Annotated in this window: 19 protein-coding genes and 4 pseudogenes; 15 read left to right on the forward strand and 8 right to left on the reverse strand. The window is 59.0% G+C overall.

The window, feature by feature from the left end; all coding sequences use genetic code 11:
• The first annotated feature begins 1012 nt into the window (after nucleotides 1-1012).
• The 3 genes and pseudogenes from PY650_RS33195 (at nucleotide 1013) to PY650_RS33205 (ending at nucleotide 8696) form a co-directional block, all read left to right on the forward strand.
• Nucleotides 1013-6928 (forward strand): AAA family ATPase, encoded by a 5916-nt coding sequence (locus PY650_RS33195; RefSeq protein ID WP_285884234.1) that lies wholly within the window; start codon nucleotides 1013-1015, stop codon nucleotides 6926-6928.
• Nucleotides 6929-7248: 320 nt separating this feature from the next.
• A pseudogene (locus PY650_RS33200) lies at nucleotides 7249-7621 on the forward strand (helix-turn-helix domain-containing protein); the annotation flags it as partial.
• Nucleotides 7622-8075: 454 nt separating this feature from the next.
• Nucleotides 8076-8696 carry a GGDEF domain-containing protein gene (locus PY650_RS33205; RefSeq protein ID WP_285884236.1) on the forward strand — a complete coding sequence of 207 codons (621 nt, stop codon included), beginning with the start codon at nucleotides 8076-8078 and terminating at the stop codon, nucleotides 8694-8696.
• Between the two features lie 794 nt (nucleotides 8697-9490).
• On the opposite strand, the gene PY650_RS33210 is transcribed toward PY650_RS33205, so the two are convergent.
• The 5 genes and pseudogenes from PY650_RS33210 to PY650_RS33225 all read right to left on the reverse strand — a co-directional run bounded on the left by PY650_RS33210 (nucleotide 9491) and on the right by PY650_RS33225 (nucleotide 13108).
• Nucleotides 9491-10375: a nucleotidyl transferase AbiEii/AbiGii toxin family protein gene (locus PY650_RS33210; RefSeq protein WP_285884238.1), complete on the reverse strand. Its 885-nt coding sequence runs from the start codon at nucleotides 10373-10375 to the stop codon at nucleotides 9491-9493.
• A complete protein-coding gene (locus PY650_RS33215) occupies nucleotides 10368-10985 on the reverse strand; it encodes a type IV toxin-antitoxin system AbiEi family antitoxin domain-containing protein (protein WP_285884240.1) in 618 nt (205 codons plus the stop codon). The genes PY650_RS33210 and PY650_RS33215 overlap by 8 nt, the downstream gene beginning before the upstream one ends.
• Nucleotides 10986-11249: 264 nt before the next feature.
• Nucleotides 11250-11552 (reverse strand): LysR substrate-binding domain-containing protein, encoded by a 303-nt coding sequence (locus PY650_RS33220; protein WP_285884242.1) that lies wholly within the window; start codon nucleotides 11550-11552, stop codon nucleotides 11250-11252.
• 103 nt (nucleotides 11553-11655) lie between these two features.
• Nucleotides 11656-11841, reverse strand: a pseudogene (locus PY650_RS37565) (helix-turn-helix domain-containing protein); the annotation flags it as partial.
• Nucleotides 11842-12067: 226 nt separating this feature from the next.
• A complete protein-coding gene (locus tag PY650_RS33225; RefSeq protein WP_285884244.1) occupies nucleotides 12068-13108 on the reverse strand; it encodes an aldo/keto reductase in 1041 nt (346 codons plus the stop codon).
• Nucleotides 13109-13225: 117 nt separating this feature from the next.
• Between PY650_RS33225 and PY650_RS33230 the strand changes: the two genes are divergently transcribed.
• From PY650_RS33230 to PY650_RS33255, 6 genes and pseudogenes are all read left to right on the forward strand, one after another.
• A complete protein-coding gene (locus PY650_RS33230) occupies nucleotides 13226-13828 on the forward strand; it encodes a TetR/AcrR family transcriptional regulator (protein ID WP_285884246.1) in 603 nt (200 codons plus the stop codon).
• Nucleotides 13829-13941: 113 nt separating this feature from the next.
• Nucleotides 13942-14394, forward strand: a complete 453-nt coding sequence (locus PY650_RS33235; protein ID WP_285884248.1) for a DOPA 4,5-dioxygenase family protein — start codon at nucleotides 13942-13944, stop codon at nucleotides 14392-14394.
• Nucleotides 14391-15083 carry an SDR family NAD(P)-dependent oxidoreductase gene (locus tag PY650_RS33240; RefSeq protein WP_285884250.1) on the forward strand — a complete coding sequence of 231 codons (693 nt, stop codon included), beginning with the start codon at nucleotides 14391-14393 and terminating at the stop codon, nucleotides 15081-15083. Before PY650_RS33235 ends, PY650_RS33240 begins: the two co-directional genes overlap by 4 nt.
• Before the next feature lie 31 nt (nucleotides 15084-15114).
• Complete coding sequence (locus tag PY650_RS33245) at nucleotides 15115-15861, forward strand: SDR family NAD(P)-dependent oxidoreductase (RefSeq protein WP_285884252.1); 747 nt, start codon at nucleotides 15115-15117, stop codon at nucleotides 15859-15861.
• 36 nt (nucleotides 15862-15897) lie between these two features.
• Entirely contained in the window at nucleotides 15898-16653 is a 756-nt protein-coding gene (locus tag PY650_RS33250) for an SDR family NAD(P)-dependent oxidoreductase (protein ID WP_285884253.1), read from the forward strand.
• A gap of 349 nt (nucleotides 16654-17002) precedes the next feature.
• Nucleotides 17003-17191, forward strand: a pseudogene (locus tag PY650_RS33255) (hypothetical protein); the annotation flags it as partial.
• A gap of 49 nt (nucleotides 17192-17240) precedes the next feature.
• On the opposite strand, the pseudogene PY650_RS33260 reads toward PY650_RS33255, so the two are convergent.
• A pseudogene (locus PY650_RS33260) lies at nucleotides 17241-17691 on the reverse strand (Arm DNA-binding domain-containing protein); the annotation flags it as partial.
• Between the two features lie 311 nt (nucleotides 17692-18002).
• On the opposite strand from PY650_RS33260, the gene PY650_RS33265 reads away from it, so the two are divergent.
• Both PY650_RS33265 and PY650_RS33270 read left to right on the forward strand, forming a co-directional pair.
• Entirely contained in the window at nucleotides 18003-18260 is a 258-nt protein-coding gene (locus tag PY650_RS33265; RefSeq protein WP_285884254.1) for a type II toxin-antitoxin system Phd/YefM family antitoxin, read from the forward strand.
• On the forward strand, nucleotides 18257-18640 hold the full coding sequence (locus PY650_RS33270; protein ID WP_285884255.1) for a type II toxin-antitoxin system VapC family toxin: 384 nt from the start codon (nucleotides 18257-18259) through the stop codon (nucleotides 18638-18640). Before PY650_RS33265 ends, PY650_RS33270 begins: the two co-directional genes overlap by 4 nt.
• Before the next feature lie 431 nt (nucleotides 18641-19071).
• Here the strand turns inward: PY650_RS33270 and PY650_RS33275 are convergent, their stop codons facing one another.
• Nucleotides 19072-19800 carry an NIPSNAP family protein gene (locus tag PY650_RS33275; protein WP_285884256.1) on the reverse strand — a complete coding sequence of 243 codons (729 nt, stop codon included), beginning with the start codon at nucleotides 19798-19800 and terminating at the stop codon, nucleotides 19072-19074.
• 109 nt (nucleotides 19801-19909) lie between these two features.
• On the opposite strand from PY650_RS33275, the gene PY650_RS33280 reads away from it, so the two are divergent.
• The 4 genes from PY650_RS33280 to PY650_RS33295 all read left to right on the forward strand — a co-directional run bounded on the left by PY650_RS33280 (nucleotide 19910) and on the right by PY650_RS33295 (nucleotide 22382).
• A complete protein-coding gene (locus PY650_RS33280) occupies nucleotides 19910-20530 on the forward strand; it encodes a TetR/AcrR family transcriptional regulator (RefSeq protein WP_285884257.1) in 621 nt (206 codons plus the stop codon).
• A 474-nt stretch (nucleotides 20531-21004) separates the two neighbouring features.
• Nucleotides 21005-21214 (forward strand): cold-shock protein, encoded by a 210-nt coding sequence (locus PY650_RS33285; protein WP_285884258.1) that lies wholly within the window; start codon nucleotides 21005-21007, stop codon nucleotides 21212-21214.
• 191 nt (nucleotides 21215-21405) lie between these two features.
• Complete coding sequence (rpsU, locus tag PY650_RS33290; RefSeq protein ID WP_285884262.1) at nucleotides 21406-21657, forward strand: 30S ribosomal protein S21; 252 nt, start codon at nucleotides 21406-21408, stop codon at nucleotides 21655-21657.
• Nucleotides 21658-22094: 437 nt separating this feature from the next.
• Nucleotides 22095-22382 carry a hypothetical protein gene (locus PY650_RS33295; RefSeq protein WP_285884259.1) on the forward strand — a complete coding sequence of 96 codons (288 nt, stop codon included), beginning with the start codon at nucleotides 22095-22097 and terminating at the stop codon, nucleotides 22380-22382.
• Nucleotides 22383-22613: 231 nt separating this feature from the next.
• Here the strand turns inward: PY650_RS33295 and PY650_RS33300 are convergent, their stop codons facing one another.
• The gene (locus tag PY650_RS33300; RefSeq protein ID WP_285884260.1) at nucleotides 22614-22772 is read right to left on the reverse strand and encodes a hypothetical protein; all 159 of its coding nucleotides are present in this window, start codon (nucleotides 22770-22772) and stop codon (nucleotides 22614-22616) included.
• Nucleotides 22773-22931: the final 159 nt, after the last annotated feature.

Here is a 22931-nt window from a genome sequence, read left to right on the forward strand (position 1 = left end):
ATGGCCGACAAGCTGAAGCTGCCACTGGCAAAGGCGCCAAGGCACGTATGACAGCTCTTGGGCTTGCGTATAGAACATCTCCTCCTAATCGGTATCGAAATCAATCCGAGCCGCCAATAGCAAGATGGGGGAGGACACATCTATGATGAAACTATCCACCGACGGCCGCTCCCTCCCTCCACCCCTTACGCCCCTCCCCGGAGGGGCTTTTTTTGACTCGATTGCGGATCGACTAATTCACGGCTGACGTTTCGCTACTGAGAAAATTGCGGGCGTACCTACCAATCGAACCGCTTTTAACTGCTCGAAGGTTTCCCAGCACCCCATTATCTGGAAGAGCCTGGTGCCGCATCCCAAGGTATCGGGAGAGGAAACCATCGTATAATATCCCTCGGTCCCGCCTATCGCTACATTCCGCTTGCAGCCTCAAGAGAAAGGAAACCTTCTCTCCTGCCGCCAGTGAGCTTCGGTTTCCATCCCCCGAAGCGTCGCGGGCTAGAAACCCGCTAGGCCGCCCAGTTGCCCCCTGGGCGGTCCTTTTCGAAGCGACGGAACGCAGATCGCTCTTACCGATCCGGACGAACAAGCGCCGCAGAGCTTTTTGTTACGCCCAGGTAATGAAGCGTCGTCAGCATTTAAGTTAGAAGTCGCACGAACCTCGCCTTTCCGCCGTGCATGTATCTGATTTGTTTGTTTGCCATTGGGATTCTGCGGTCAATTACAATGCGTTCCGGCCGGCCATGCTGATCGAGCGCTTTTTGAAGAAGCATTTGCGGCAGAAAGATCGCGATACTCGCTGAGTTGTCCCATTGATTGAAGCCAGACGGGCTAAGTTTCGGGATACTCACGAAAATCCCTTGTGCCGTTTTTCGCCGGTGACCGGCGCCGTTCGCGGGAACGTCATCGCCATCTAGAAAAAGGTATGGCAAAATGGTGTTGAAGCATGAACTGACTGCATTGCGGGAACGTTGGCCTACTCATTTCGAGCCACGCCCCCGGCGGAGTGTTACCGTTGAAGCCTGGGGAAAATAGCTTTCGGGTCCTATGGAATGACGGCGAGTGCGTCTTCGGCCGCGGGTGGCAGCCCGGTGCCGATGGCCAAGCCACACCGGTGTTGGCGGCATGGCCAGCCTCGGATCCTCCGACGACTGCATGCTTCGACCGGCTTTCTCACGAATATGGTCTTAAGGAAGAGCTGGAGCCTGCGTGGGCTGTGAAACCACGGGAATTGGTGCGGGAAAGCGGCCGGATCATGCTGCTGTTCGACGATACCGGCGGCGAACCGCTCGACCGCTTCGTGGGCGAAGCCATGGATGCAGGGCGCTTCCTAAGACTTGCAGTCGCCATTGCTTCGGCGCTTGGAAAGCTTCATCAGCACGGCCTCGTCCATAAGGACATCAAACCGGCCAATATACTGGTGATGGGTGAAGGCGCTGAGGCGCGGTTCACCGGATTCGGTATCGCCTCGCGGCTACCGCGCGAGCGGCAATCGCCCGAACCGCCGGAAGTGATCGCCGGGACACTCGCTTATATGGCACCAGAACAGACGGGGCGCATGAACCGGTCGATCGATGCCCGCAGTGATCTCTATGCGCTCGGTGTGACCTTCTATCAAATGCTCACCGGCGTTCTCCCGTTTACGGCGGTCGATCCAATGGAATGGGTGCACTGGCACATGGCGAGATGCCCGACACCACCTACCGAGCGGGTGAAGGAAGTTCCCGGTACCATCTCAGCCATCGTGATGAAGCTGCTCGCCAAGACGGCTGAGGAGCGCTACCAGACCGCCACCGGGGTGGAGCGGGATCTTCGAAGCTGCCTTGAGCAGTGGCAAACGGGAAAACGGATAGGCGAATTCAAGCTTGGTGAGCACGACATTCCCGACCGGCTACTGATCCCGGAAAAACTCTACGGGCGAGAGCGGGAGATCAAGACCTTGCTCGACGCATTCGAGCGGGTCATTACCGGCGGCGTGCCGGAGCTGGTCCTGGTCTCGGGATATTCCGGCATCGGCAAGTCCGCAGTTGTCCACGAACTGCACAAGGAGTTGGTGCCGACGCGCGGCCTGTTTGCGTCCGGCAAGTTCGACCAGTACAAGCGCGACATCCCCTATGCGACGCTGGCGCAAGCGTTTCAGGGCATTATTCGAAGACTTCTGGCAAGCAGCGAAGCGGACTTAGTGAGTTGGCGCGATGCGCTCAGCGATGCGCTCGGCTCGAACGGGCAGCTCATGGTCGATTTGATCCCCGAGCTGAAGCACATCATCGGCGATCAGCCACCGGTTCCGGAGCTTCCGTCTCAAGAGGCGCAACGGCGTTTTCAGCTTGTGTTCCGCCGGTTCATGAACGTCTTTGCGCGGCCTGAACATCCGCTAGCGCTGTTTCTTGATGACCTACAGTGGCTTGATGCAGCGACGTTTAATCTGCTGGAGGATCTACTGATCCCGTCGGATCTGCAGAATCTCATAGTGATCGGTGCCTATCGCGACAACGAAGTCACTGCCGACCATCCGCTCCGTCGCAAGCTCGATGCGATTAGAGCCGCCGGTTGCAAGGTCGCAGAAATCTCTCTAACTCCGCTCACCCGAGAGCATCTCCAGCAGTTAATTGCCGATGCTCTCCACAGTGATCCTGAGCGCGCCGCACCGCTGGCCCGACTGGTACACGATAAGACGGGCGGTAATCCGTTCTTCGCAATTCAGTTCATTTCTTCGCTCGCTGAAGAGGGAATGCTTATCTTCGATCATGACGGGGGATGCTGGTCCTGGGATCTCGGCCGAATTCACGCCAAGGGATACACCGACAACGTCGTGGACCTCATGGTCGGCAAGCTCACGCGCCTGCCGCGCGAAACGCGAGAGGCGCTGCAGCAGTTTGCCTGCCTCGGAAATATCGCAAATGCACAGATGCTTTCACTCGTCCTTGGTATTCCGCAGAAGCGCCTCCTTGGGGCCCTTGAGCCTGCTGTCGCTCATGGACTGCTCGAACGTCTGCCCGACGCCTATCGGTTTGTCCACGATCGCGTTCAGGAAGCCGCCTATTCGCTGATTCCGGAGGAGCGACGCGCCGAGTTACACCTTCGCATCGGACGACTGCTTGCGGCGAATACGGCGCCGGAGCGGATCTACGAATATGTCTTCGATATCGTCAGCCAGCTCAATCGTGGAGCCGCATTGATCACGTCCGAGGAGCGCGAGCGACTGGCTCAGTTCAATCTATTGGCCGGCAAGCGGGCCAAGGCCTCGACGGCATACTCCTCGGCGCTCAACTATTTCGTTGCCGGGGCGACACTGTTGCCAGCAGACGCCTGGGAGCGGCAGCATCAACTGGTGTTCGCCCTTGAGTTAAATCGAGCCGAATGCGAGTTCCTCCTTGGTGCGTTGCCGGATGCTGAGACGCGGTTGGCACAGCTTTCCACTTGTGCAGTCCGCTCCGACGACCAGGCGACTGTCGCCTGCCTGCGCATCGATCTTTACGCAGCGCTTGGTCAAACAGATCGCTCGGCCGCCGTCGGTCTCGACTATCTGAGGGAGCACCTCGGAATCGACTGGTCCCCGCATCCGGCCAACGAGGAGGTGCGATGTGAATACGGCCGTATCTGGTCACAGCTCGGGAGCCGTACGATCGAGGAACTCATTGATTTACCATTGATGAGTGACTTGGCATCCCCAGCCGCCCTGGATGTACTTACGCGCCTCGTTGGAGCGGTATGGCATACCGATGCGAACCTTGCATGCATGGCCATCTGCCTAGCGGTTAATTTGAGCCTGGAACGAGGCAACAGCGACGGCTCCTGCTACCACTATGTGGCCCTCGGCTATATTGCGGGGCCTCGCTTCGGCGATTATGCGGCCGGATTTCGCTTCGGCCAGCTCGGTTGCCAGCTTGTGGAAGACCGCGAACTGACGCGCTTCCAAGCGAGGACTTACAAGGATTTCGGGGCTCACGTCATTCCATGGACGAGACACGTCCGGACCGGCCGCGAGATCTTGCTGCGCGCGCTCGAAATTGCCAACCAGAACGGCGATCTCACGTTTGCCGGCTACAGCTATGTCAGCTTGAATTCGAACCTGTTGGCGGCGGGAGACCCGCTTGTCGAAGTGCAGCGCCAAGCGGAGATTGGCCTCGCTTTCGCTCGGAAGGTGCGGTTCCAGTTCGTCATTGACCTTGCCAGCGCGCAGCTCGGCCTTGTCCGGTCTCTGCGCGGGTTGACCCGGAAATTCGGTTCCTTCGACGACGATGATGGATTTGACGAAGCAGAGATCGAACGCCGGTTTTCGGGCGATCCAAATTTGATTCTTGCGGAAACCTGCTACTGCGTCAGAAAACTCCAGGCCCGGTTCTTTGCTGGCGACTATGAGGGGGCCGTCGATGCCTCATTGCGGGCACAGCAGCTACCATGGACATCGGTGTCCCATTTCGAAGAAACGCCCGAGCATCATTTTTACGGCGCTTTGGCCCGCGCCGCCTGTTGCGACACTGCCACGGCTGAGGAGCGCGCGCGGCATATTGAAGCTTTGACCGTCCACTATCGACAGCTTCAGATTTATGCGAAGAATTGCCCGGAGAACTTCGACAATCGCGCGGCACTGGTCGGCGCAGAGATAGCACGCGTTGAAGGTCGTGAAATCGACGCCATGCGTCTTTACGATCAGGCTATCCGATCGGCGAATGCCAATGGCTTCGTTCATCATGAAGCGCTCGCATATGAACTCGCCGCCCGCTTTTATGCAGAGCGGGGCTTCGACAACTTCACTCATCTCTATTTTCGCAACGCGCGTAGCTGTTATATGCGCTGGGGCGCCGACGGTAAGGTTCGGCAACTCGATCAATTCTATCCCCGCCTGGGAGAGGAAGACCTCGGTCCCTCTCCAAAGAACACGATCGGAGCACCGGTCGAGCAACTCGACCTCGCAACCGTGATCAAGATCTCGCAGGCTGTCTCGGGCGAGATCGTTACCGGAAAGCTGATCGATACACTGATGCGCACGGCGCTTGAGCATGCCGGCGCAGAGCGGGGGGTGTTGCTTGTTCCAAATAAGGAGCAGCTCAGGGTTGAGGCCGTGGCCGAGACCACTGCCCGCGATGTCGCCGTGCATCTGCCCCCTGTTGCCGGAATGATCCGTGTGCCCACAGCCATGGTCAATTTCGTCGCGCGGACCGGTGAAGCAGTTATCGTCGACGATGCATGCATCCAGAATACGTGGTCCGATGAGTACATGCGGGACATCAAGCCCCGCTCAATGCTTTGCATGCCACTAGTCAAACAGGGCCGGCTGATCGCACTCCTCTATCTGGAGAACAATCTAGCACCGCGCGTCTTTACTCCGGCCCGGATCGCGGTTCTAAAGCTGCTCACCTCGCAAGCCGCGACCGCGCTGGAAAATACCCGGCTCTACGAGGATCTCGCAGGACGTGAAGCCAGAATTCGGCGTCTGGTAGACGCTAACATCATCGGAATCTTCATTTTTGCTCTCGATGGCCGGATTCTCGACGCTAATGACGCGTTTCTCCGCCTAATCGGCTACGATCGTGAAGATCTCGTCACGGGTCGTATCCGTTGGGTGGATCTGACCCCTGAGGAGTGGTTTGATCGGGATATGAAACAGTGGGTCCCTGAGCTGAAAAAAACCGGCATTCTGGCGCCTATTGAGAAGGAATATCTGCGTAAGGACGGCAGCCGTGTGCCCGTACTGATTGGTGGGGCACGCTTCGAAGGAAGTGAGGACGAAGGTGTTACATTCGTGCTCGACCTAACGGAACGCAAGCGCGCCGAAGAAACGATCCGGCGGAGCGAAGAAAAGCTTCGTCAGGTCATCGAGGCCATTCCGGCGATGGTCTGGACCGCATTGCCCGATGGTAACATCGACTTCATAAATCGACATTGGCAGGAGTTCACAGGGCTAACCCTGAACGAAACCTTGGCATGGAGTTGGACGAATGCTCCGTTTCATCCAGACGACATTGAGCCGTACTTGGCCAAATGGAATATTTCCTTAGCCACAGGAGAAGCTTTCGAGGCGGAGATGCGCGTTCGCCGCGCGGCTGACGGTGAGTATCGCTGGCTGCATGAGAGCGCCGTACCGCTAAGGGATGAGACTGGAAATATTCTCAAATGGTACGGGACTGTCGTGGACATCGAAGACCGCAAACAGGCTGAGGAGGCACTGCAGCGGGCGCAGGGAGAGCTCGCGCACGTCTCGCGGGTGACGACGATGGGAGTGCTGACCTCTTCCATCGCCCATGAAGTGAACCAGCCCCTGGGTGCCATCGTCATCAACGCAAATGCGGCTCTCCGCTGGCTTAACGGCCAGCCTCCAAACCTTGATGAGGTGCGGGAAACGCTGACACGCATCGTTCGGGACGGGCACCACGCCAGCGAAGTGATCGCGGGGATGCGCGCGCTCCTCAAGAAAAGGGCCACCGTACGAGAGCGGGTGGATTTGGCCGAACTCATCCAACAAGTGCTCGCCCTCGTTCAGGGCGAGCTGCGCCGCCATAGCATCGCACTGCGAATCGAGCTGGCAGAGGACGTCGCGCCGGTGGTGGGCGACCACGTACAGTTGCAGCAAGTGATCCTTAATCTGGTAATGAACGGCATCGATGCGATGAAGGACGTGGACTGGCGCCGCGAGTTGCTGGTTACCTCCTGGCCAGAGACCTCTGGAATGGTGTCGGTCGCCGTTAAGGACGTCGGCCCCGGCCTCGGCCCGCAAGCTATGGAGCAAATTTTCGAGCCGTTTTACACAACAAAAGCAGAGGGGCTCGGGATGGGTTTGGCGATCTGCAGGTCGATCATCGAGGCGCATGGCGGGCGTTTGTGGGCGAGCGTAAACGAGCCTCGAGGTGCTGTGTTTCAGTTTACCTTGCCAGCAGGCAGGGATGAACTCACTCCCGCCAAACAAACTGACAAAATGCCGGTATTATGATCGCAAACCGCATTGGTGCGGGGGAATTGAGCTGAGCCGGTTGACCCATGATTGGACCGCTTTTGCATTCGTTGCGAAACGAAGTCTGGTCCGCGACGATTGTTTTGCGAGGAACTGCCCGCGAAGGATGTGACGGTGGCCAATGCTGACTATGCGGTTCGCAAACACTCGCCGCCGGCGGCAAATTGCCCTGCAAGGGTCATTTTACCTTCCTGGCGCAGGCCGGAAATGAGAACGACACGTGCGTCCCCGAGCCCTCCGCAATTTTCGGGGCAACTTTCGTTGATCTGGGTGGCGAATGTTCAGCCCTAATGCGCCTTTACCAGGACGAGGGCCTGGAAGCCCTGACGGATCGGTCGCGTCGGCCGGTGCGCTATGCCGATCAGTTGCCCGGGCCGGTCGATGCGATGATCGTCTCGTACAAGAAGAACAGACCGCATTGGGCTGCCAGAAAGATCAGGGAATTGCTGGTCAGGAGGCTTGCCGGCGACGTGCACGTCCCAGCCAAGAGCACGGTGATGCCATTGTCGACCGGCGCGGGCTCGTCGCCCATGCCCGCAAGCGGCAACGCCATCGGGCGGAGGGGACGGCCTTGTCGCGGCGCTCATGCCGAACGATTTGTGGTGCGCCGACTTCAAGGGCGAGTTCAAACTTGGCAATGGCCGATATCGTTATCCGCTGACGGTGACCGACTGTAAACAACTATCAAGTAATGACCCCAGACGCTGCAGCGAAAACAATTGCATGTTGTGCCTATTGGCATCATGCCCCCGTGCCGTTTCACATGCTGAGGATGAAACACGCCCAAGGACCAGGGATCGAGATGAAGCGCCGGGGTTCTGTCGCAAACCGGCACTAAGCGCAAACAACGGTTCCGGATATTCGTTCGAAGACAGTTAATTCGTGATAACAACTGTGCAAACCAACAAATTTTACGGGATTTCTTAAGCCGGCTTTTTCGGACGCCTGTTTAGCTTGGTGCAGCATTAGGGAACGGATATAATTCGATATGATTCTACAACAGCGACATCCCTCCGCCACCATTTTCAAAGCCCTGCGGAGGGCCATGCTCGGCGCGCTATGCGCCGTCGTCGGGTCCGTTTGTCTTTTACTTATATTAAATCTATTGATGCCGGATCGACCATTTTTGGTCGGATTTGTCGGTGCAGCACTTGTTTCCGCATTTGTGGCCTTTCCGCTGCTTTTTGCCTTGCAGCTCAACAACGGCGTCGTCCGCAAGATGCAGGAAAACCTCACGCAAGCGGCGCGCTATGACAGCGTGACAAAGACGCTAAACGGCACTGCCTTTGCCGCGGCCGTCGAGCACTTTATCGACCGGCGCAAGCATATCGCCACCGATGCCGGCGGCATCGTCATCGCCGTCATTGTCGATACGCTCGACGACATCGGCCGCCGCTTTGGGCCGCAATGGGCCGACACCGTGATGCAATCGCTTGCTTCGATCATCCAGTCCTCGGTTCGTCGTGGCGATCTGGTGGCGCGGCTTGCGACCAACGAACTCGGCATATTCCTGCCTGGCGCTACGGTCGAGAACGCCCGCGACATCGGAGCCCGCATCCGCACGCGCGTCTCCGCGGCCACCTTCAGCGCCGACGGCGCGCCGCTTTCCGTCGCCATCCGCCTCGGCGGTACCTCCTTCGACGGCCCGGCCGACTTCAACCAACTCCGCCAGCTCGCCGACCAAATGGCTTTCGAGGGCAGCGACGAGAGCGACGACATCCCGATCAGTGCGCTGCCGGCCGCATGAGGCTGGCGGCCTCACCGCCGCGGCGGTGGTGGCCTGGGCCCAAATGGCGAGACCCGCCTTTGATGCGACGTCAATGCCTTCTGGCCTTCTGGATCCGCCGAGGCTGATCAGGCCTCGAGGTATGAGATGTCGGCGTGGGTCTCGTTAAACAGCCTTCATGACGGAAACCTCGATTTTGACGCCTGCCGTCACATACTCCCACTACGGCAGCTTTCCTGGCAAGGCGACTATGATTGTTTCTTAAGGCGCCCCTGGTTGCGCCTTACGCAATCGAATACCACGCTCTATTTTCCCGGAGCGCCCTGCTGTCCATCGAAAACTTCCAAAAGTTGTATCGGTGATCGCTCGGCCAAATGCGTTGCCGGCTATCCAGGCTCTTGAAGAATTTCGAACTTGCAACTCGTGGTTTAGTCACGCGGCAGGCAGCGGATCTGTGCCTTCGCTTAGGATTGCCAGATACCTAAGGTAGCGAAGACACGGCCGCGCTTGCGGCCGGTCACCTCGTCGACAATCCGCAAGCGCTCCGCTATTTAAGTAAGCGGCCCTTTATTTAAATAAGCATCAAGCTTAGGTACGCGCGCTTACTTAGCGTAGACCATTTGTCGCCGTATCTAGCGCAGGCGCTGGGTTGCAGACCAGCTCCACTAAATTTCGTGCCAATGGACTTGGCGGCCAGCCGACGGACTGTCCCCACTAGCGTGCGAACGATTCGTATCGCTCTATCAACGCTTGATCGAGATCGAATATATCCACGACGCCCCCCTCTTCAGTCATCTCCGAAAGAGATATGTGAATTACAACTTTGAAGCATTATTATTTAAATCGCGCGCTTTCGTAGCGTGCGGCATTAGAAACTCAGCCAATCTGGTCACGACATCTTCCAAGCTTCCCGGATCGGCGGAAACGTCTCTGATAAAGGCGTTCCACTGTCGCTGTTTTTGTTCATCGTTGGCGAACGCTGGCGTTAGTGCATCGGGCAAATCGACAGGAACCGCTGTCTCGCGCCGGGCAAACGTTGCAGCGATCGCGCGAGCGAGCCTGTCGCCGGCAAAATCGAATGACTTGCTGAGGATCCAGATGTCGTAGAAATCCTTCATGCGACTGTTCGCGCGTCCGAGCGCGACCATCGCCTGAAACTTCTCAGCAATAACAGTTTCGCGCGCGTATGCACGCAGACGCGGCGCGGGAAACGCCAACATGGAGGGATAGTCGAGCATCTCAGCGCCGGGTTCCATCGCATCACCGAAGCCGATATCGATCGTCAGATTGATCCTGGCGCCGCTGATCGAGGCGGTTGTCCGCAGCCTCAGCCCGCCGTATTCGAGCTCTTCACGAATGCGATCGACGCGAAGAGCATCGACGTCAAATTCCACACCATCATCATCGTTGAGCGCCAGGATGTCCCGAAATGTCGCGAGCATCGCCTCAGGTTCAGGGTCGCCAAACCCCAACAGATCGAGGTCACGCGTGCCGCGATGTGGATCCTCAAACCAACTCATCATCAGCATCGCGCCTTTCAGAACGAAGCGGTCCGCATGTGGTGATTGGCTGAGCCGGAAGAGGAGTCGTTCGAGCGCAAAGCGCGTTAAGACAAGATCAAAGCTCTGGCCGCTTGCCTTGGCGACCTGCAGGAGGCGGGCGCGCACTGAAGCGCCGACATTCTTGAGCTCCTTAGCCATTGGCGGTCAGCGCCTCGAGATAGGGCCGAATGACCGTCGCGATAGCTCCTCGCGCGGCTTGCCTGACGATTTCGCCGGGGGTTGTCTTGCGTTGACGCAGCGCTTCCTGGAGGCCTTCAATCGCCACGGATAGGCCGATCTTGTTGCGATACCGGAAGCAGTCGGCGATCGTCTTGGCGACGCCAAAGACCTTTACGGGTACCCCCTCGACGGTGTGGGATTCGACGCCTTCCCTAAGGAGGCGGTCTGTGAAGCGTACTAGCCGAACTGGCGCCCCATCACCCTTGGGAGCCCAATCCTTTTGGCCGATAGCGATCCACACCTGCCTTGGGAGTTGATCGGTAAGTTGATGGAACGCGAGAGCCGAGACGAGGCAGACCACACCCTTGGGCACTCGTTTTGCTGCCTCTGCGAGGCTGTGGTGAGCATCGAGCGGCGCATCAGGGAGTTGATAAAGCCCCCGCGCAAGCCGGAGCACCTCGCCATCCCGCTCCATGCGGCTCATAGTGGCCGCTGTCACTCCCTCCGCGCGCAGTTCCGCCAGACGCGCGATGCCGCGCGCCTTCAGCACGGTGTGAGCAATTCGGCGCTGGGATGCGGGCTCGGGCAAGATACGTAAGCTCGGAGTATGGCTTCTATAGTCCGAGGATTTGTATCATCATTCGCCTGCCAAGAAAAGGTGCAAAATCGAAAGAATTCCGTCCTTCCGGAGCTGACCGTCAGGCGGGGAAAGCCTTCCCCTGCGTCCGAGCCCTCCGGTCTCGGCCAAAGTTCTCACGAGAGACATCGTGCACATCGATTCGAGGCCTGAAACCGCTCCGTGACAGCATTCGGATAAGATAGTCCTGAATCTCGGAGCCCGGTCCCCCGTGGCTCACGATGAAACCTTCTCCCGCAGCTCCTCCCAGGTTACGACTTCCTGGCGCGCCAGCGGATGCCCTGTCGGGATCACGAGATAGATGGTCTCGTTCCATAAGATTCTCGAGCGGTAACCCCGAATGTCGTACTGGCCAGTGACGAACGAGATGTCCAGTTCGCCTGTAGCCAGCGCGTGGAGCATCTCCAGCGACGTTCCCTCTCGCAGCAAGATCTGAAGGCTCGGCTGGGTCTCCCGTAACCGACGGAGGACGCAATGGAGGAAACCTGTCGTCAGGGAGGCAAGGATACCAACCCTCAAGACACCGCTGACCCTTGTGGGTGGCGGCTGCAAGTTGGGCGGCTCGGCTGAGTTGATGTACGCCGCTGATGGCGTTGGCTAGAAAATCGGAGCCCGCGGCCGTCAGTTTCACGCCGCTACGCTCACGCAAGAACAGGGGAAACCCCAAGCGGTTTTCCAATATGAGGATCCGGCGACTGACAGTGGATTGCGGCGCGTCGAGGGACAGAGCCGCCTTCCGGAAGCTTCCGTGCTCAGCCGCTGCGATGGCGTAGCGAAAATACCTGAGGTCGAGCGAAACGTCGGGCATCACGCTCACTCTGTTACACAAATATAGGGAGCGGTCGGTCGACCTGATGGTCGCGCGTCGAAAGCCACCCCGGCCGCGTCACGTGTCTTCTTTGACGAAGTGCAGCGGTCACGCCGGAGTGCCCTGGGCGGGACGGTCCTCGACATGTGCTCAAAGGCATTCGTCCGGGGTGCCGGCCCTTCGCCTGAGAAGACACTGTCGAGGACGTCGGCCATCGCCGGCCGAATCAGGCGGCGGAAGTGGCCGGAGCGGTGAACTCCTCGACCTTGCCGCCGGTGTAGCCTGGACGAGCGCCCTCGAGGACGTTGTAGGGGAAGGCCGTCGGGATCGCGCTGACCTGATCCAGGCGACCGATCTGCTCGGCCGACAGAGTGACCTTCGCGGCGGCGAGGTTGGAGTTGAGCTGCTCGAGGGTGCGCGGCCCGATGATCGGCAGCGTGCCCTTCGCGGCGACCCACGCGATCGCGGCTTCGCCCGGAGCGACCCCCAGCTCCCTGGCGACTTCGATCAGGGTGTCGAGGATGGCCGTGCGCTGCGGCGAGTTCTCTTGCTGGAAGATGTTGCCGCCCATTGCCTCCTTACGGCCGGTCTCGCCCTGGCGATACTTGCCGGTGAGCAGACCGCCGCCGAGCGGCGACCAGGAGACCATGCCGAGGCCGAGCGACTGGCCAGCAGCCAGCAGTTCCTGCTCACTCGAGCGGGCGACCAAGCTGTGCTCAAACTGGAGGCCAGCGATCGGAGCCGCACCCCGCAGCTCAGCGATCGTCACCACACGCGACACGCGCCAAGCCGGGAAATTCGACAGGCCAGCATAGAGGACTTTGCCTTGGCGAACGAGATCGTCGAAGCCACGCACGATCTCTTCGGCCGGCGTCACGCCATCGGACATGTGGATGAACAGGATGTCGATGTAGTCGGTCTTGAGCCGCTTCAGGCTGTCCTCGACCGACACCACCATCGTCTTACGGCTGTTGCCGGTGACGAGGATGCCGCCCTTGGCACCGGCGGGCATCGTGTATTTGGTGGCGACGACGAAATCGTCGCGGCGGCCAACCAGCGCATCGCCAATGATTTCTTCCGACTGACCGCCCTGATAGACGCCCGCTGTATCGATGAAGTTGCCGCCCGCATCGGCATAGGCGTCGAGAATGCGACGCGACTCGTCGCGCTCCTGGCCATAGCCCCAGCCGGTGCCGAACATGCCGGTGCCGAGCACCAGCTCGGAAACGCGCAGACCCGTGTGCTGGCCGAAAAGTTTGTAGCGCATGCTTGTTTCTCCTGTAGGAAGTTTTAATTGCGATGGCAATGTATCGCCGTCGAGAGCACTACTTGACTTTAATTGCGATCGCAACTAAAAATTCGGAGATTGGATCGGAGATTTTTCATGCGTGTTTCGAAGGAGAAGGCAGCAGAGAACCGAGGCGCGCTTCTCAGCGCGGCCAGCCGCCTCTTTCGGGAGCGGGGGATCGACGGAGTGGGCGTCGCAGAGGTCGCCAAGGAGGCAGGGCTCACGCACGGCGCGCTGTATGCGCATTTCAAATCGAAAGATGAACTCGCCGCGGCGGCATTTTCACATGGCTTCGCCGCCAATATGGATGCCACGCGCGAATGGATTGGCGACCGACACATGTCGTTCGAGGAACTGCTCGACGGATACCTTTCTCCATATATGCGCGAGAAGGTCTCTGATGGTTGTCCGATGGCCGCGTCTGCCAGCGAGATCAGCCACCATGACGTGGCCGTCAGCGAGAGTTTCACCAACGCGTTCATGGCTTGGGCCTCAATGAACGAAGCTTCTCTCGAACCTTCGATCCCCGAGGCCGACCGTCGACGACTGGCGCTCGCCGCTACTGCTGCCGAGATCGGCGCGCTCGCAATTGCTCGGGCCGTGGCCAAAGCAAACCCTTCTCTATCGGACGAGGTGCTCGAAGTTGTCCGGGCTGCCTTTGCTGACGCCCACGAAGCCGTAAAGACGCGACCCAAATAGCCCTCTGCGCGCTCGTGCGCAGACGAATCCATGCCAAGCACTAACCGCGCCGCCGCCTGCCATCCGCACGCGCGATTCATGGCGCTTGCGCCGAACGCATCAAAGGAGCTTGAATGACCGACACTGACCATCCTCTTGCCGCGCCGGACGTATCTCCCATCGCACCCGCGCGGCCGATCGACTCGATCTGGAGCTACCACGCGCACATCTATTTCGAAGGCCCCGAGCAAGCCCGCGTCGCAGCGCAGCTCCGCGCAGAGATAGCCGACCGTTTCCCAGTCGTCATGGGGCGCTGGTGGGATCAGCTCATCGGACCGCATGCGCGGCCCATGTACCAAGTGGCCTTTCCACCCGCTGAGTTCGCGCGCCTTGTGCCGTGGCTCATGATCAACCGGCGTGGGCTGGCAATCCTCATCCATCCAAATACTGGCGAGCCGAAGCCCGACCACCTCACCAACGCGATGTGGCTCGGTGAAATCCTCGACATTCATTCCGGGCCGCTCCCGGACCACGAGGAACGCGAACCCGCCCTTGTCCCCAACACGCAGCCGGTGGTGAACCCATGAGCGACATTCCCTATCGCAGCGCGCTGATCATCGGCGCCGGTCCCGGCATCAGCGGCTCCTTTGCGCGATTGTTGCGCAAGGCGGACATCCCGGTCGTCATTGCGTCGCGTCATCCTGAACTGCTCGACGGATTGGCTCGCGAGACCGGAGCGCTGGCGCTTCCGGTGGATGCTGCCGATCCAGCGCAGGTCGAGCGTGTCTTCGCCGAAACCGAATCCCGCATCGGTTCGCCGGAGATCGTCGTCTATAACGCAAGCGGCCGGTCGCGCGGTCCAATCGCCGAGCTCAATCCCCTCGAGGTCGAGGAGGCAGTTGCCGTTTCGGCGCTCGGGGCATTCTATGCCGTCCAGCAGGCCGCGAAGCGGATGGTTCCCGTCGGCCACGGCGCGATCCTCCTCACTGGAGCGACCGCCGGCGTGAAGGGTTTCGCGCTCTCTGCACCATTCGCGATGGGCAAGTTCGCGTTGCGCGGCTTGGCTCAGAGCGCCGCGCGCGAGCTGATGCCCAAGGGCATCCACGTTGCCCACGTCATCGTCGATGGCAGCGTTCGCCCCAGCCAGCGACCCGATCCCTCCGACGGCTCACTCGATCCAGACGCGATTGCTCAGACCTACGCCGACCTTCTGCGTCAACAACGCAGCGCTTGGTCGTGGGAAATCGAAGTCCGGCCCTGGGTCGAACGCTTCTGACGGTCGACGCATATCGAAGGAAGGAAACCGCATGAATGTTCTATCCGGAAAGCGCGCCCTGGTAACGGGCGCGAGCCGCGGGATTGGAGCGGCCACGGCGCTGCGCCTCGCTCGCGAGGGCGCAGATGTCGCGATCACTTACGAGCGTTCGGCCGACAAAGCGGACATCGTGGCCGAAATCAAAGCCTTAGGCCGGAATGCGATCGCTATACAGGCCGATGCGGCTGACGCCGCAGCCGTCGTTCGCGCCGTCGAGCAGTCCGTTGCAGCGCTCGGTGGCTTGGACGTGCTCGTGAATAACGCCGGTCAATTCCGGATGGCGCCGCTGGAAAGCCTGACGCTGGAGGACATCGACGGGCTTTTAGCGATCAACGTCCGCGCTGTCGTCCTCGCCTCGCAAGCCGCTGCTCGACACCTTCCGAGGGGCGGTCGGATCATCTCGCTGGGGAGCTGCGTCGCCGAACGCGTCCCCGGACCTCGCGTCTCGCTCTATGCCCTGACGAAGACCGCTTTGATCGATTGGACCAAGGGCCTTGCCCACGACCTCGGTCCGAAGGGCATCACGGTCAATCTGGTGAGCCCCGGTCCGACAGATACCGACATGAACCCTGCGACATCGGAGATTGCCGATGCGCAACGCGGCTTCCTGCCAATTCCCCAATACGGTCGACCCGAAGACATCGCCGCAATGGTGGCCTTCGTCGCCGGTCCGGAAGGCAGCTTCATCAACGGAGCAATCCTCAACGTCGACGGCGGCGACGGCGGCTTCACCATCTAGCTCGCTCGCCCAAACACCACATGGAGAAATGAAATCATGGCTCAGAGTTTACAAGGCAAGGTCGCGCTTGTGACAGGCGGCAGCTCCGGCATCGGATTGGCCGCAGCAAAGCGGCTCGTCGCTGAAGGCGCATCCGTGTTCATCAGCGGCAGGCGCCAGGCCGAACTCGACAAAGCAGTCGCCGAGATCGGCACAGGGGTGACTGGCATCCAAGCGGACTCGTCGGTCGTGGCCGACCTCGACCGTCTGTACGGCGCAGTCCGCGCTTCCAAGGGAAAGCTGGACATCTTGGTCGCAAACGCCGGCATCCTGGAGAAAGCGACGCTCAGTGAGATAACCGAGGGGATGGTCGACCGTCTGCTCGCGGTGAACGTGAAAGGAACGATCTTCACCGTCCAACAGGCGTTGCCGCTGCTTAGCGACGGCGCGTCAGTCGTGCTGACGTCGTCGGTTGTCGCGAACAAGGGCCTTCCGGGCGGCAGCAGCGTCTATGCCGCGACCAAGGCCGCCATCCGTGCACTTGCTCGGAACTGGATTCTGGACCTGAAGGGGCGTGGCATCCGCCTCAACGTGGTCAGCCCGGGACCGATCGAGACGCCCGGCCTGAAGGGCGGTGCCCCGGCGCAGGTCTCCGCTGACGCCTATTTGGCCGCGCTTTCCCAACATGTGCCCGCCGGCCGTGTCGGCAGCCCCGACGAGATCGCCAACGTCATCGCCTTCCTGGCTTCTGATCAATCCAGCTTCATCAATGGGGCGGACATCCAGGCCGACGGCGGTTTCGCTCAAATCTGACCGCGATTGCTGGCGCGCCGGGCCTGTTCGTCTCCGGCGCGGGCATCGCGCTTAAGAACCGCAATGACCCCGCTGCACGTTTGCGGAAGTCAGTCTCCGCTTTCACTGCGCCTGGATCGTCATGGCGGTGTCTATCTCCCCGCGTTCTTCACCTCGGGCGCCCTCTGCATCATTGCGGCGGTGGCGGTCATCGCAGTTTGCGGCAGACCTTCGCCTACCTTTCGGGCAGCCCAGCGGAACTGAACTAGACGCCGCCAGAATATCTCCGACACGGCCGAGCTATCCGGCCGCCGCTCCCGAAAACTACCGTCATCACCTTTTTTGCAGATCCGACACCGTGAATCGAGGTGGTCCGGTCGTTCAGGCGCTGCGCCATGTCGGCCCCGTGCGCGCCGCCGATGCCGCGTAGGTTGCCGCGCGTCGGCTTTCAGCCAACGACAAGAAGACGCTGGCGTCGACCGCCATTCGGGCGCCCGCCTGGATGCGACCGACGCTCGTCTCGATTGCCAACACGGCAGTGGCCGACGTCGATGAATAAAGTCGCCCGCCTTCCTGTCGCCGATCGCGCCGCCCTCTTCGGGGAGACCGACAATCGCTCCGCAATGAGCGCGAAGATCGTCTGGCGTGATCTCCGTCAGGAGTCGGTTTCGCCAGACAGGCAATAGCTCGCGCTCGAAGATCGAGCAGCGCATGGCCCGCGTGCTGTCAGCCATAGGAGCAGCCTGAAGCCACTTCTCTCCGAACTCGCCGAAGCTTTTCGCCTCTTTCAGCCGGCGCTTCTCTCGTTGCTTTTCGATCGCCGGCGAAACGCCGTCGGCGATCGATCGGCGATTATCGATGCACTTCTCCCGTGCCCGCGCGAGCGAAATTCCGTCAGGTCCGTACTTGCCGAGATAGAGCGTCTCGCGTCGTCCATGCAGACGGTAGTCCGGCCGGAATGACATCAAGCCCTTCGTCGTGACGTGGACTTACATGCCGTCACGGTCCGCGATCTTTCTCCTTTGGTTTCAGCGCTCTAAGCGCAGAGTCGGTAAGCATCGAACGTCCTCCTCGGAAAACTACCGTCAGTCGATTTCGGCAGGTCGGTAGGTCGGCAGGAGATTTACGCCTTATTCTTCAATGGTTTAGGCATAAAAAACTACCGTCATCGGCCATCTGCCCATGACGGTAGTCGCCGAATATCGAACTGACAAGAGTCTCGGCTACCGTCAGGCAGCCCGTCAGATGCGTCTCTCACCAAGGTGCTGAACGCACTGGATCGAAACGCACCTGGAGCTGCGCCCTTGACATAGACCAAGTCATAGACCATTTCGTGGAAGAATACAGGAAAGACTCAAGGAACCTACGCTATGCGCGTGTCTGTTAGTGAGGCCAAAGGGCAACTGACCGAACTGGTGAAGCGAGCCGAAGCCGGAGATGAAGTCATTTTGACCCGTCGAGGCCATGAGATCGTGCGCCTGGTCGCCGTCGCTGCGGCACCGGGCCTTAAGGGGCGGCGTGCATTGATGGAGAAAGTCAGGGCATCGGCTGCAGCCAAGGTGCTTCCAGGTCCGACCGCCGCACGCAGCCAAGACTTCCTTTATAATGATGACGGGATGCCTGCATGATTGCCGTTGATACATCGGCACTCATGGCGATTGTGCTCGACGAACCGCCGAGCGAAGCATGCATGACGGCAATCGAAGAGGCTGACGGGCTGTTGATCTCCGCCGGCACCGTCGCCGAGGCCCTGATCGTGGCCTCACGGCGCAATGTCGGCGATGAAGTCGGCGCGCTAATTTCAGGCCTCGGCTTTGAGATCGTGTCTGTGACAGCTGCCTCCGCCCGCCGCGTTGCCGACGCTTACGGTCGATGGGGCAAGGGTGTTCATCCGGCAGCACTGAACTATGGCGATTGCTTTTCATATGAAGTCGCAAAAGAGCATGGTTGTCCGCTGCTTTATGTGGGCGAGGATTTCGTGCGGACTGACGTCCGCCCAGTTCTTTAGAGACTGACGCGTCAGCAAACGCATGGGATCCCTCGTGGAGTGATTGAGATCAGTCAGTTGAAAGCTGCAGCGGATGCGCAGATGTTGGGTGATTATCGCGCGACGATCCTGCAGGAAGCCGGTCATGTTCCGGCACGCACCTTACACGGCGACGCTTGTCGCCATGTGTTTCAATCCCGAGCACCAAGACAAAACGCGCCAGCTCAAATCAGCGTAGGGCACTCAAGCTTGCCATTGCAGCCGTAAACCGAGGGCTCCTCGCGCTCGCAAACGCGTTGGTCGGAGAATGACGGCCAACAAACATCGAAACCTGTTTGACCAATAGGGATATCTGTGTGCAGAGCAAACTCCTCGTTCGAATTGAGATGCTCTCGGAGGAGCGCGATCTCAACTTCGCGGATAAGGGCTCAGGAAGCGAGAATATATGGCTGTTACCATCCGCCTAAAGAGCGCGCCGTTGGCGTGAGGCGGACTGTCTCCATCGCTCGCCAAACTTCTTGATCCAACGTCGGAAAAACCTTACACCGCCAAGCTTCGGAATCTGCCAGTCTTGCGAGATAACCGTCGTAGGCCGGGAGATTGGCGAAGGTCGAGAACCAGACGAACACGGTTTCGCCTTCGCGGACAGGCAAGCGCTGAAATGTGTTTGCGCTCGGCTCAGTAATAAACATCCCGTCAATGCGCGCACCTGCGGCCTCGATCAGCTCTCTCGCTTCACGTTCGAACAGATCGGCAAACTTCTCCGCTGAGCCCGGCGCGAGCGAGCAGGTGGTGATGGTGGTTAAGCCCGCTGGCGCCGACGATGCGCCGACGGGCGGCCTCGTTGGGCTATTGGCGGCGAAAACGGGCCATGGCCTGGTTGGCCGAAGCAGAAGCACATTGTCAGAGTTGACCATAGTGGCGTTCGCCTCGGCGCCATGGGCTTTCCACACCGGGCCTGAGTAAAAGGCGGCAAGCGCATCTGCTCTTGCTTGCATATTTGGGAATGAACGGACCCAGACGAATGCGTTCGGGTCGTCTAGATCTCGATAGAAAGCAGGGAGGCCGATGCCCAACTCTTCTTGCGTCTCGACAAATTCGCGCTCGAAGATGCTGAGCAATAACTCTCGCGAGGCTGGGCGAAGCCGATAGCGGCGCAATTCAAATACCGTGTGCTGCATGCATCCCTCTCCAACAGGTCAATCAACCTGTTTTATACATACAGGATGATTGACCTGTTTTGTCAAGCTGGTACTTTGAGATGGTTTGGGAACGGTTGGGTGAGGGTTGATGGCGATCGGAAGTAGAAAGAACGATCCGGAAGGCATGCGTCGGAAGATCATCGAGGCGTCGTTCGCGGTCATGTCCCGTGGTGGCTATACGGCATCCTCGATGCATGATCTTCGAGAGGCGTCGAATGTTTCGAGCGGAGCGTTTGCCCACCATTTTCCAAGCAAGAAGGCGCTTGGTTTGTGTGTCGTACGAGAGGGAATAGCGCCTGCGGTCGCCGACGCCTGGATCATACCGGTGAGCAAAGCGACTTCCGCGCTCGCCGGTATTCGAGATGCATTCAGCGCCATAATCGCTGAGTTGGAGAGGAACGGTTCCGTCTCGGGATGTCCGCTGAACAACCTTGCCGTGGAAATGGCTTCCCATGATGCGGAGCTGAGACAGGAGATGGATGCGATCTTCCAGAACTGGCGCGCGGCGATTGCCGGCAAGCTGTGTGACGATTTGGACTCAGGTCTTGCATCAGATCTCGACCCGCAGAAAGCGGCCATGTTCGTCGTCGCCGTTTATTCAGGCGCGATGGCAATGGCGAAGGCGTCGCAGACAACTGCACCTCTACGCGACAGTTTATCGGAATTGATCAATTACTTCCGACCTTCGTACCGATCCGACGCGATTTGAAATCGGTGCACGGATGCCGCCTCGCCTGCGTGCGTTGGAGTGCTCGCAGCATCCAATCTTGAGAAATTACCCGTGGCAGGTCAGCATCCCTATCGAATTTCGATGCAAACCCCAAACGTGCAAGCTGCGCCTGTGGACATCTTTCAGTGATGCCCGACGGCAATAGAAAATTCGCACGGCGGTTGAGGAGTATCGTCAGCTATCGCGCGCGACACGAGCACATCGGCATTAGCTTTCGTAGAGCAGGTATTTACGCTTCCCGACAAATACGAAAATCGGACTTGCGTGTCGCGCTAAGTCAGCAGGTGCGGTAATTATTGCCAAATCGCAAGACAGCGCTATATAAGTCTGATCGACCATTGCTTGTGACGTCGCATCTGAGCTCGCGCTCCGTTAGATTTCCTCTCAAATAATCGATCCAATCTCGCAGGACATCGCGGGAACAACAACGATTGCTCACGAAAGGAAATCGCTATGAGCACCGGTACCGTAAAATGGTTCAACTCCACCAAGGGCTTCGGCTTCATTCAACCTGACGATGGCAGCACCGACGTTTTCGTGCATGTCTCGGCGGTAGAGCGTGCCGGAATGCGCTCGCTAAATGACGGCCAGAAAATCAGCTACGACATCGTGCAAGATCGCCGGTCGGGCAAAAGCTCGGCCGACAATCTTCGGGCCGCTTGAGCGTGCGATCCGCTGGCGCCGACAGCAAAGCTCACACAACGGCGCTGAATAGCGGGCAAGGGTCGGGTTGTCGCCCGGCCTTTGTTTTTTCAATTGTGATGCCTTGGCATAGTGGAGCCGCATTCGGCGCATGCCTTCGTCGATGATCTGGATTGGTTTGTGATGGCCGCAGCGCCGCATTGGAGGAATATTTGCAAGTATTTGTGAGAGATAACAACGTCGATCAGGCGCTACGCGCCTTGAAGAAAAAGCTGCAGCGTGAAGGTGTCTTCCGCGAGATGAAAGCTCGTAGCGCCTATGAGAAGCCTTCTGAGAAGCGGGCTCGTGAAAAAAGTGAAGCGGTACGCCGCGCACGCAAACAGGCCCGCAAGCAGGCGCAGCGCGAGGGCCTTCTTCCGGCGCCCAAGAAGAAGACTTTGGCACGCGGTCGCCCAAGCCATTGATGACATGCCCACCGAAGCGGAGGACGCATGACGAGAACGAAAGACAATCTCTTCAAGCCCGAAAAGCTTTCAGTCCAGGCGAAAGCAGAGCAGACGTCGTCGGCCGCCAAGGAAATTCTCGCCCTCGAGGCCTCTGATCGGCAAAAGAAAACCGAACGTCTGCGAGCGCTCCGCTTAGGCTCGGCGGTGACAAAAGCTGAGCCTCAGCCAACGAAAATGCGGAAAAAGCAAAAGTAGCTTCTGCAACAGACCTGACGATCAGCGACCTGGGCCGGTAACCGCAATCAGGTCGGAGGCGTTTGTGAGGGTGAATTGCAACTCGGCACTGTGACGGCTTCCAATCTAGCCGTTTTTCCGAAGGCTCGTTCTTTTCCTCGAATGATCGCGATTGGCGTGATAGGTGCGAGGGTCAGCAAAATATGGAGACCCTCGCAAGCATGACTGAACTTACCCCGTCGCAGATCGCTGGATTGAAACTCGCCCAGCAAGGAGACCTGCATCCTCAGGCGTCAAAGAAATGGACCCACGAAAACGCAACTGTGACATATGCGAAGAATGACCGCTGGAAAGAACGGCCGCAAAAAATAAAGTCCGTGACCGATGCCACTTTGAACCATCTCGAGGCAAGTGGCCTCCTGGAACGTCGGCATCTCGATGAAGATGCGTCGAAGGACGTCTACGGGATCACGATGGCCGGCAAGGTTTGGCTGTTGAAACACAAGTAAACAAGCGACGGTCCTGGAATGGTTTTCTATTGACCGGCCATGTCGCTGGGCCCTCGCCCGAAATCGATTGGCGATCCCGGCGACGATCGGCGGCATCGGATCGCGGGCTGCATCAAGAGGTTTTCCGCGCTTAATAGGAATCAAACTTTGAATCGGCGCGGGGTTAGCGGGCATGTCTCATTGCAAGCTGTTGAAATTTCGAGGACTGAATGGGGTCATTCGGCTGCCGATTCACAACCTGACCTTGACGATCGGCATGGTCTCGCCGCTGCAATTGCTGGAAAAGCTCCTACCATCGTCACATGAAACCTCAAGGATTTCCCGGATCAGCTTCTGCCTCCTTGCGATATGACGCGTCAGTCGCCAGACGACTTCCTTGCCAGCCTTCATAAGACGTGTTCCGTCCACACTTTTGTTGAAGCGTACCAGCCGTGACTTACCTTTCTATCTACCCCTATGACGGATCTCCACCGTGACAAAGAGGCTTAAGGAAATTCAGCGTGAACGACGGAACAAGTTCCTCCGTTGTCGCTTTTTTTCTCATGAACA

It is taken from the genome of Martinezella calliandrae, from assembly GCF_030272695.1.
Classification (GTDB): domain Bacteria; phylum Pseudomonadota; class Alphaproteobacteria; order Rhizobiales; family Rhizobiaceae; genus Rhizobium; species Rhizobium calliandrae.

Bases quoted from the DNA above. Each gene is read 5' to 3' on its own strand.
- PY650_RS33210 (WP_285884238.1), bottom strand. From the start codon at position 10,375: ATGGCTAAGGAGCTCAAGAATGTCGGCGCTTCAGTGCGCGCCCGCCTC.
- PY650_RS33225 (WP_285884244.1), bottom strand. From the start codon at position 13,108: ATGCGCTACAAACTTTTCGGCCAGCACACGGGTCTGCGCGTTTCCGAG.
- PY650_RS33230 (WP_285884246.1), top strand. From the start codon at position 13,226: ATGCGTGTTTCGAAGGAGAAGGCAGCAGAGAACCGAGGCGCGCTTCTC.
- PY650_RS33235 (WP_285884248.1), top strand. From the start codon at position 13,942: ATGACCGACACTGACCATCCTCTTGCCGCGCCGGACGTATCTCCCATC.
- PY650_RS33240 (WP_285884250.1), top strand. From the start codon at position 14,391: ATGAGCGACATTCCCTATCGCAGCGCGCTGATCATCGGCGCCGGTCCC.
- PY650_RS33245 (WP_285884252.1), top strand. From the start codon at position 15,115: ATGAATGTTCTATCCGGAAAGCGCGCCCTGGTAACGGGCGCGAGCCGC.
- PY650_RS33250 (WP_285884253.1), top strand. From the start codon at position 15,898: ATGGCTCAGAGTTTACAAGGCAAGGTCGCGCTTGTGACAGGCGGCAGC.
- PY650_RS33265 (WP_285884254.1), top strand. From the start codon at position 18,003: ATGCGCGTGTCTGTTAGTGAGGCCAAAGGGCAACTGACCGAACTGGTG.
- PY650_RS33270 (WP_285884255.1), top strand. From the start codon at position 18,257: ATGATTGCCGTTGATACATCGGCACTCATGGCGATTGTGCTCGACGAA.
- PY650_RS33275 (WP_285884256.1), bottom strand. From the start codon at position 19,800: ATGCAGCACACGGTATTTGAATTGCGCCGCTATCGGCTTCGCCCAGCC.
- PY650_RS33280 (WP_285884257.1), top strand. From the start codon at position 19,910: ATGGCGATCGGAAGTAGAAAGAACGATCCGGAAGGCATGCGTCGGAAG.
- PY650_RS33285 (WP_285884258.1), top strand. From the start codon at position 21,005: ATGAGCACCGGTACCGTAAAATGGTTCAACTCCACCAAGGGCTTCGGC.
- PY650_RS33295 (WP_285884259.1), top strand. From the start codon at position 22,095: ATGACTGAACTTACCCCGTCGCAGATCGCTGGATTGAAACTCGCCCAG.
- PY650_RS33300 (WP_285884260.1), bottom strand. From the start codon at position 22,772: ATGAAGGCTGGCAAGGAAGTCGTCTGGCGACTGACGCGTCATATCGCA.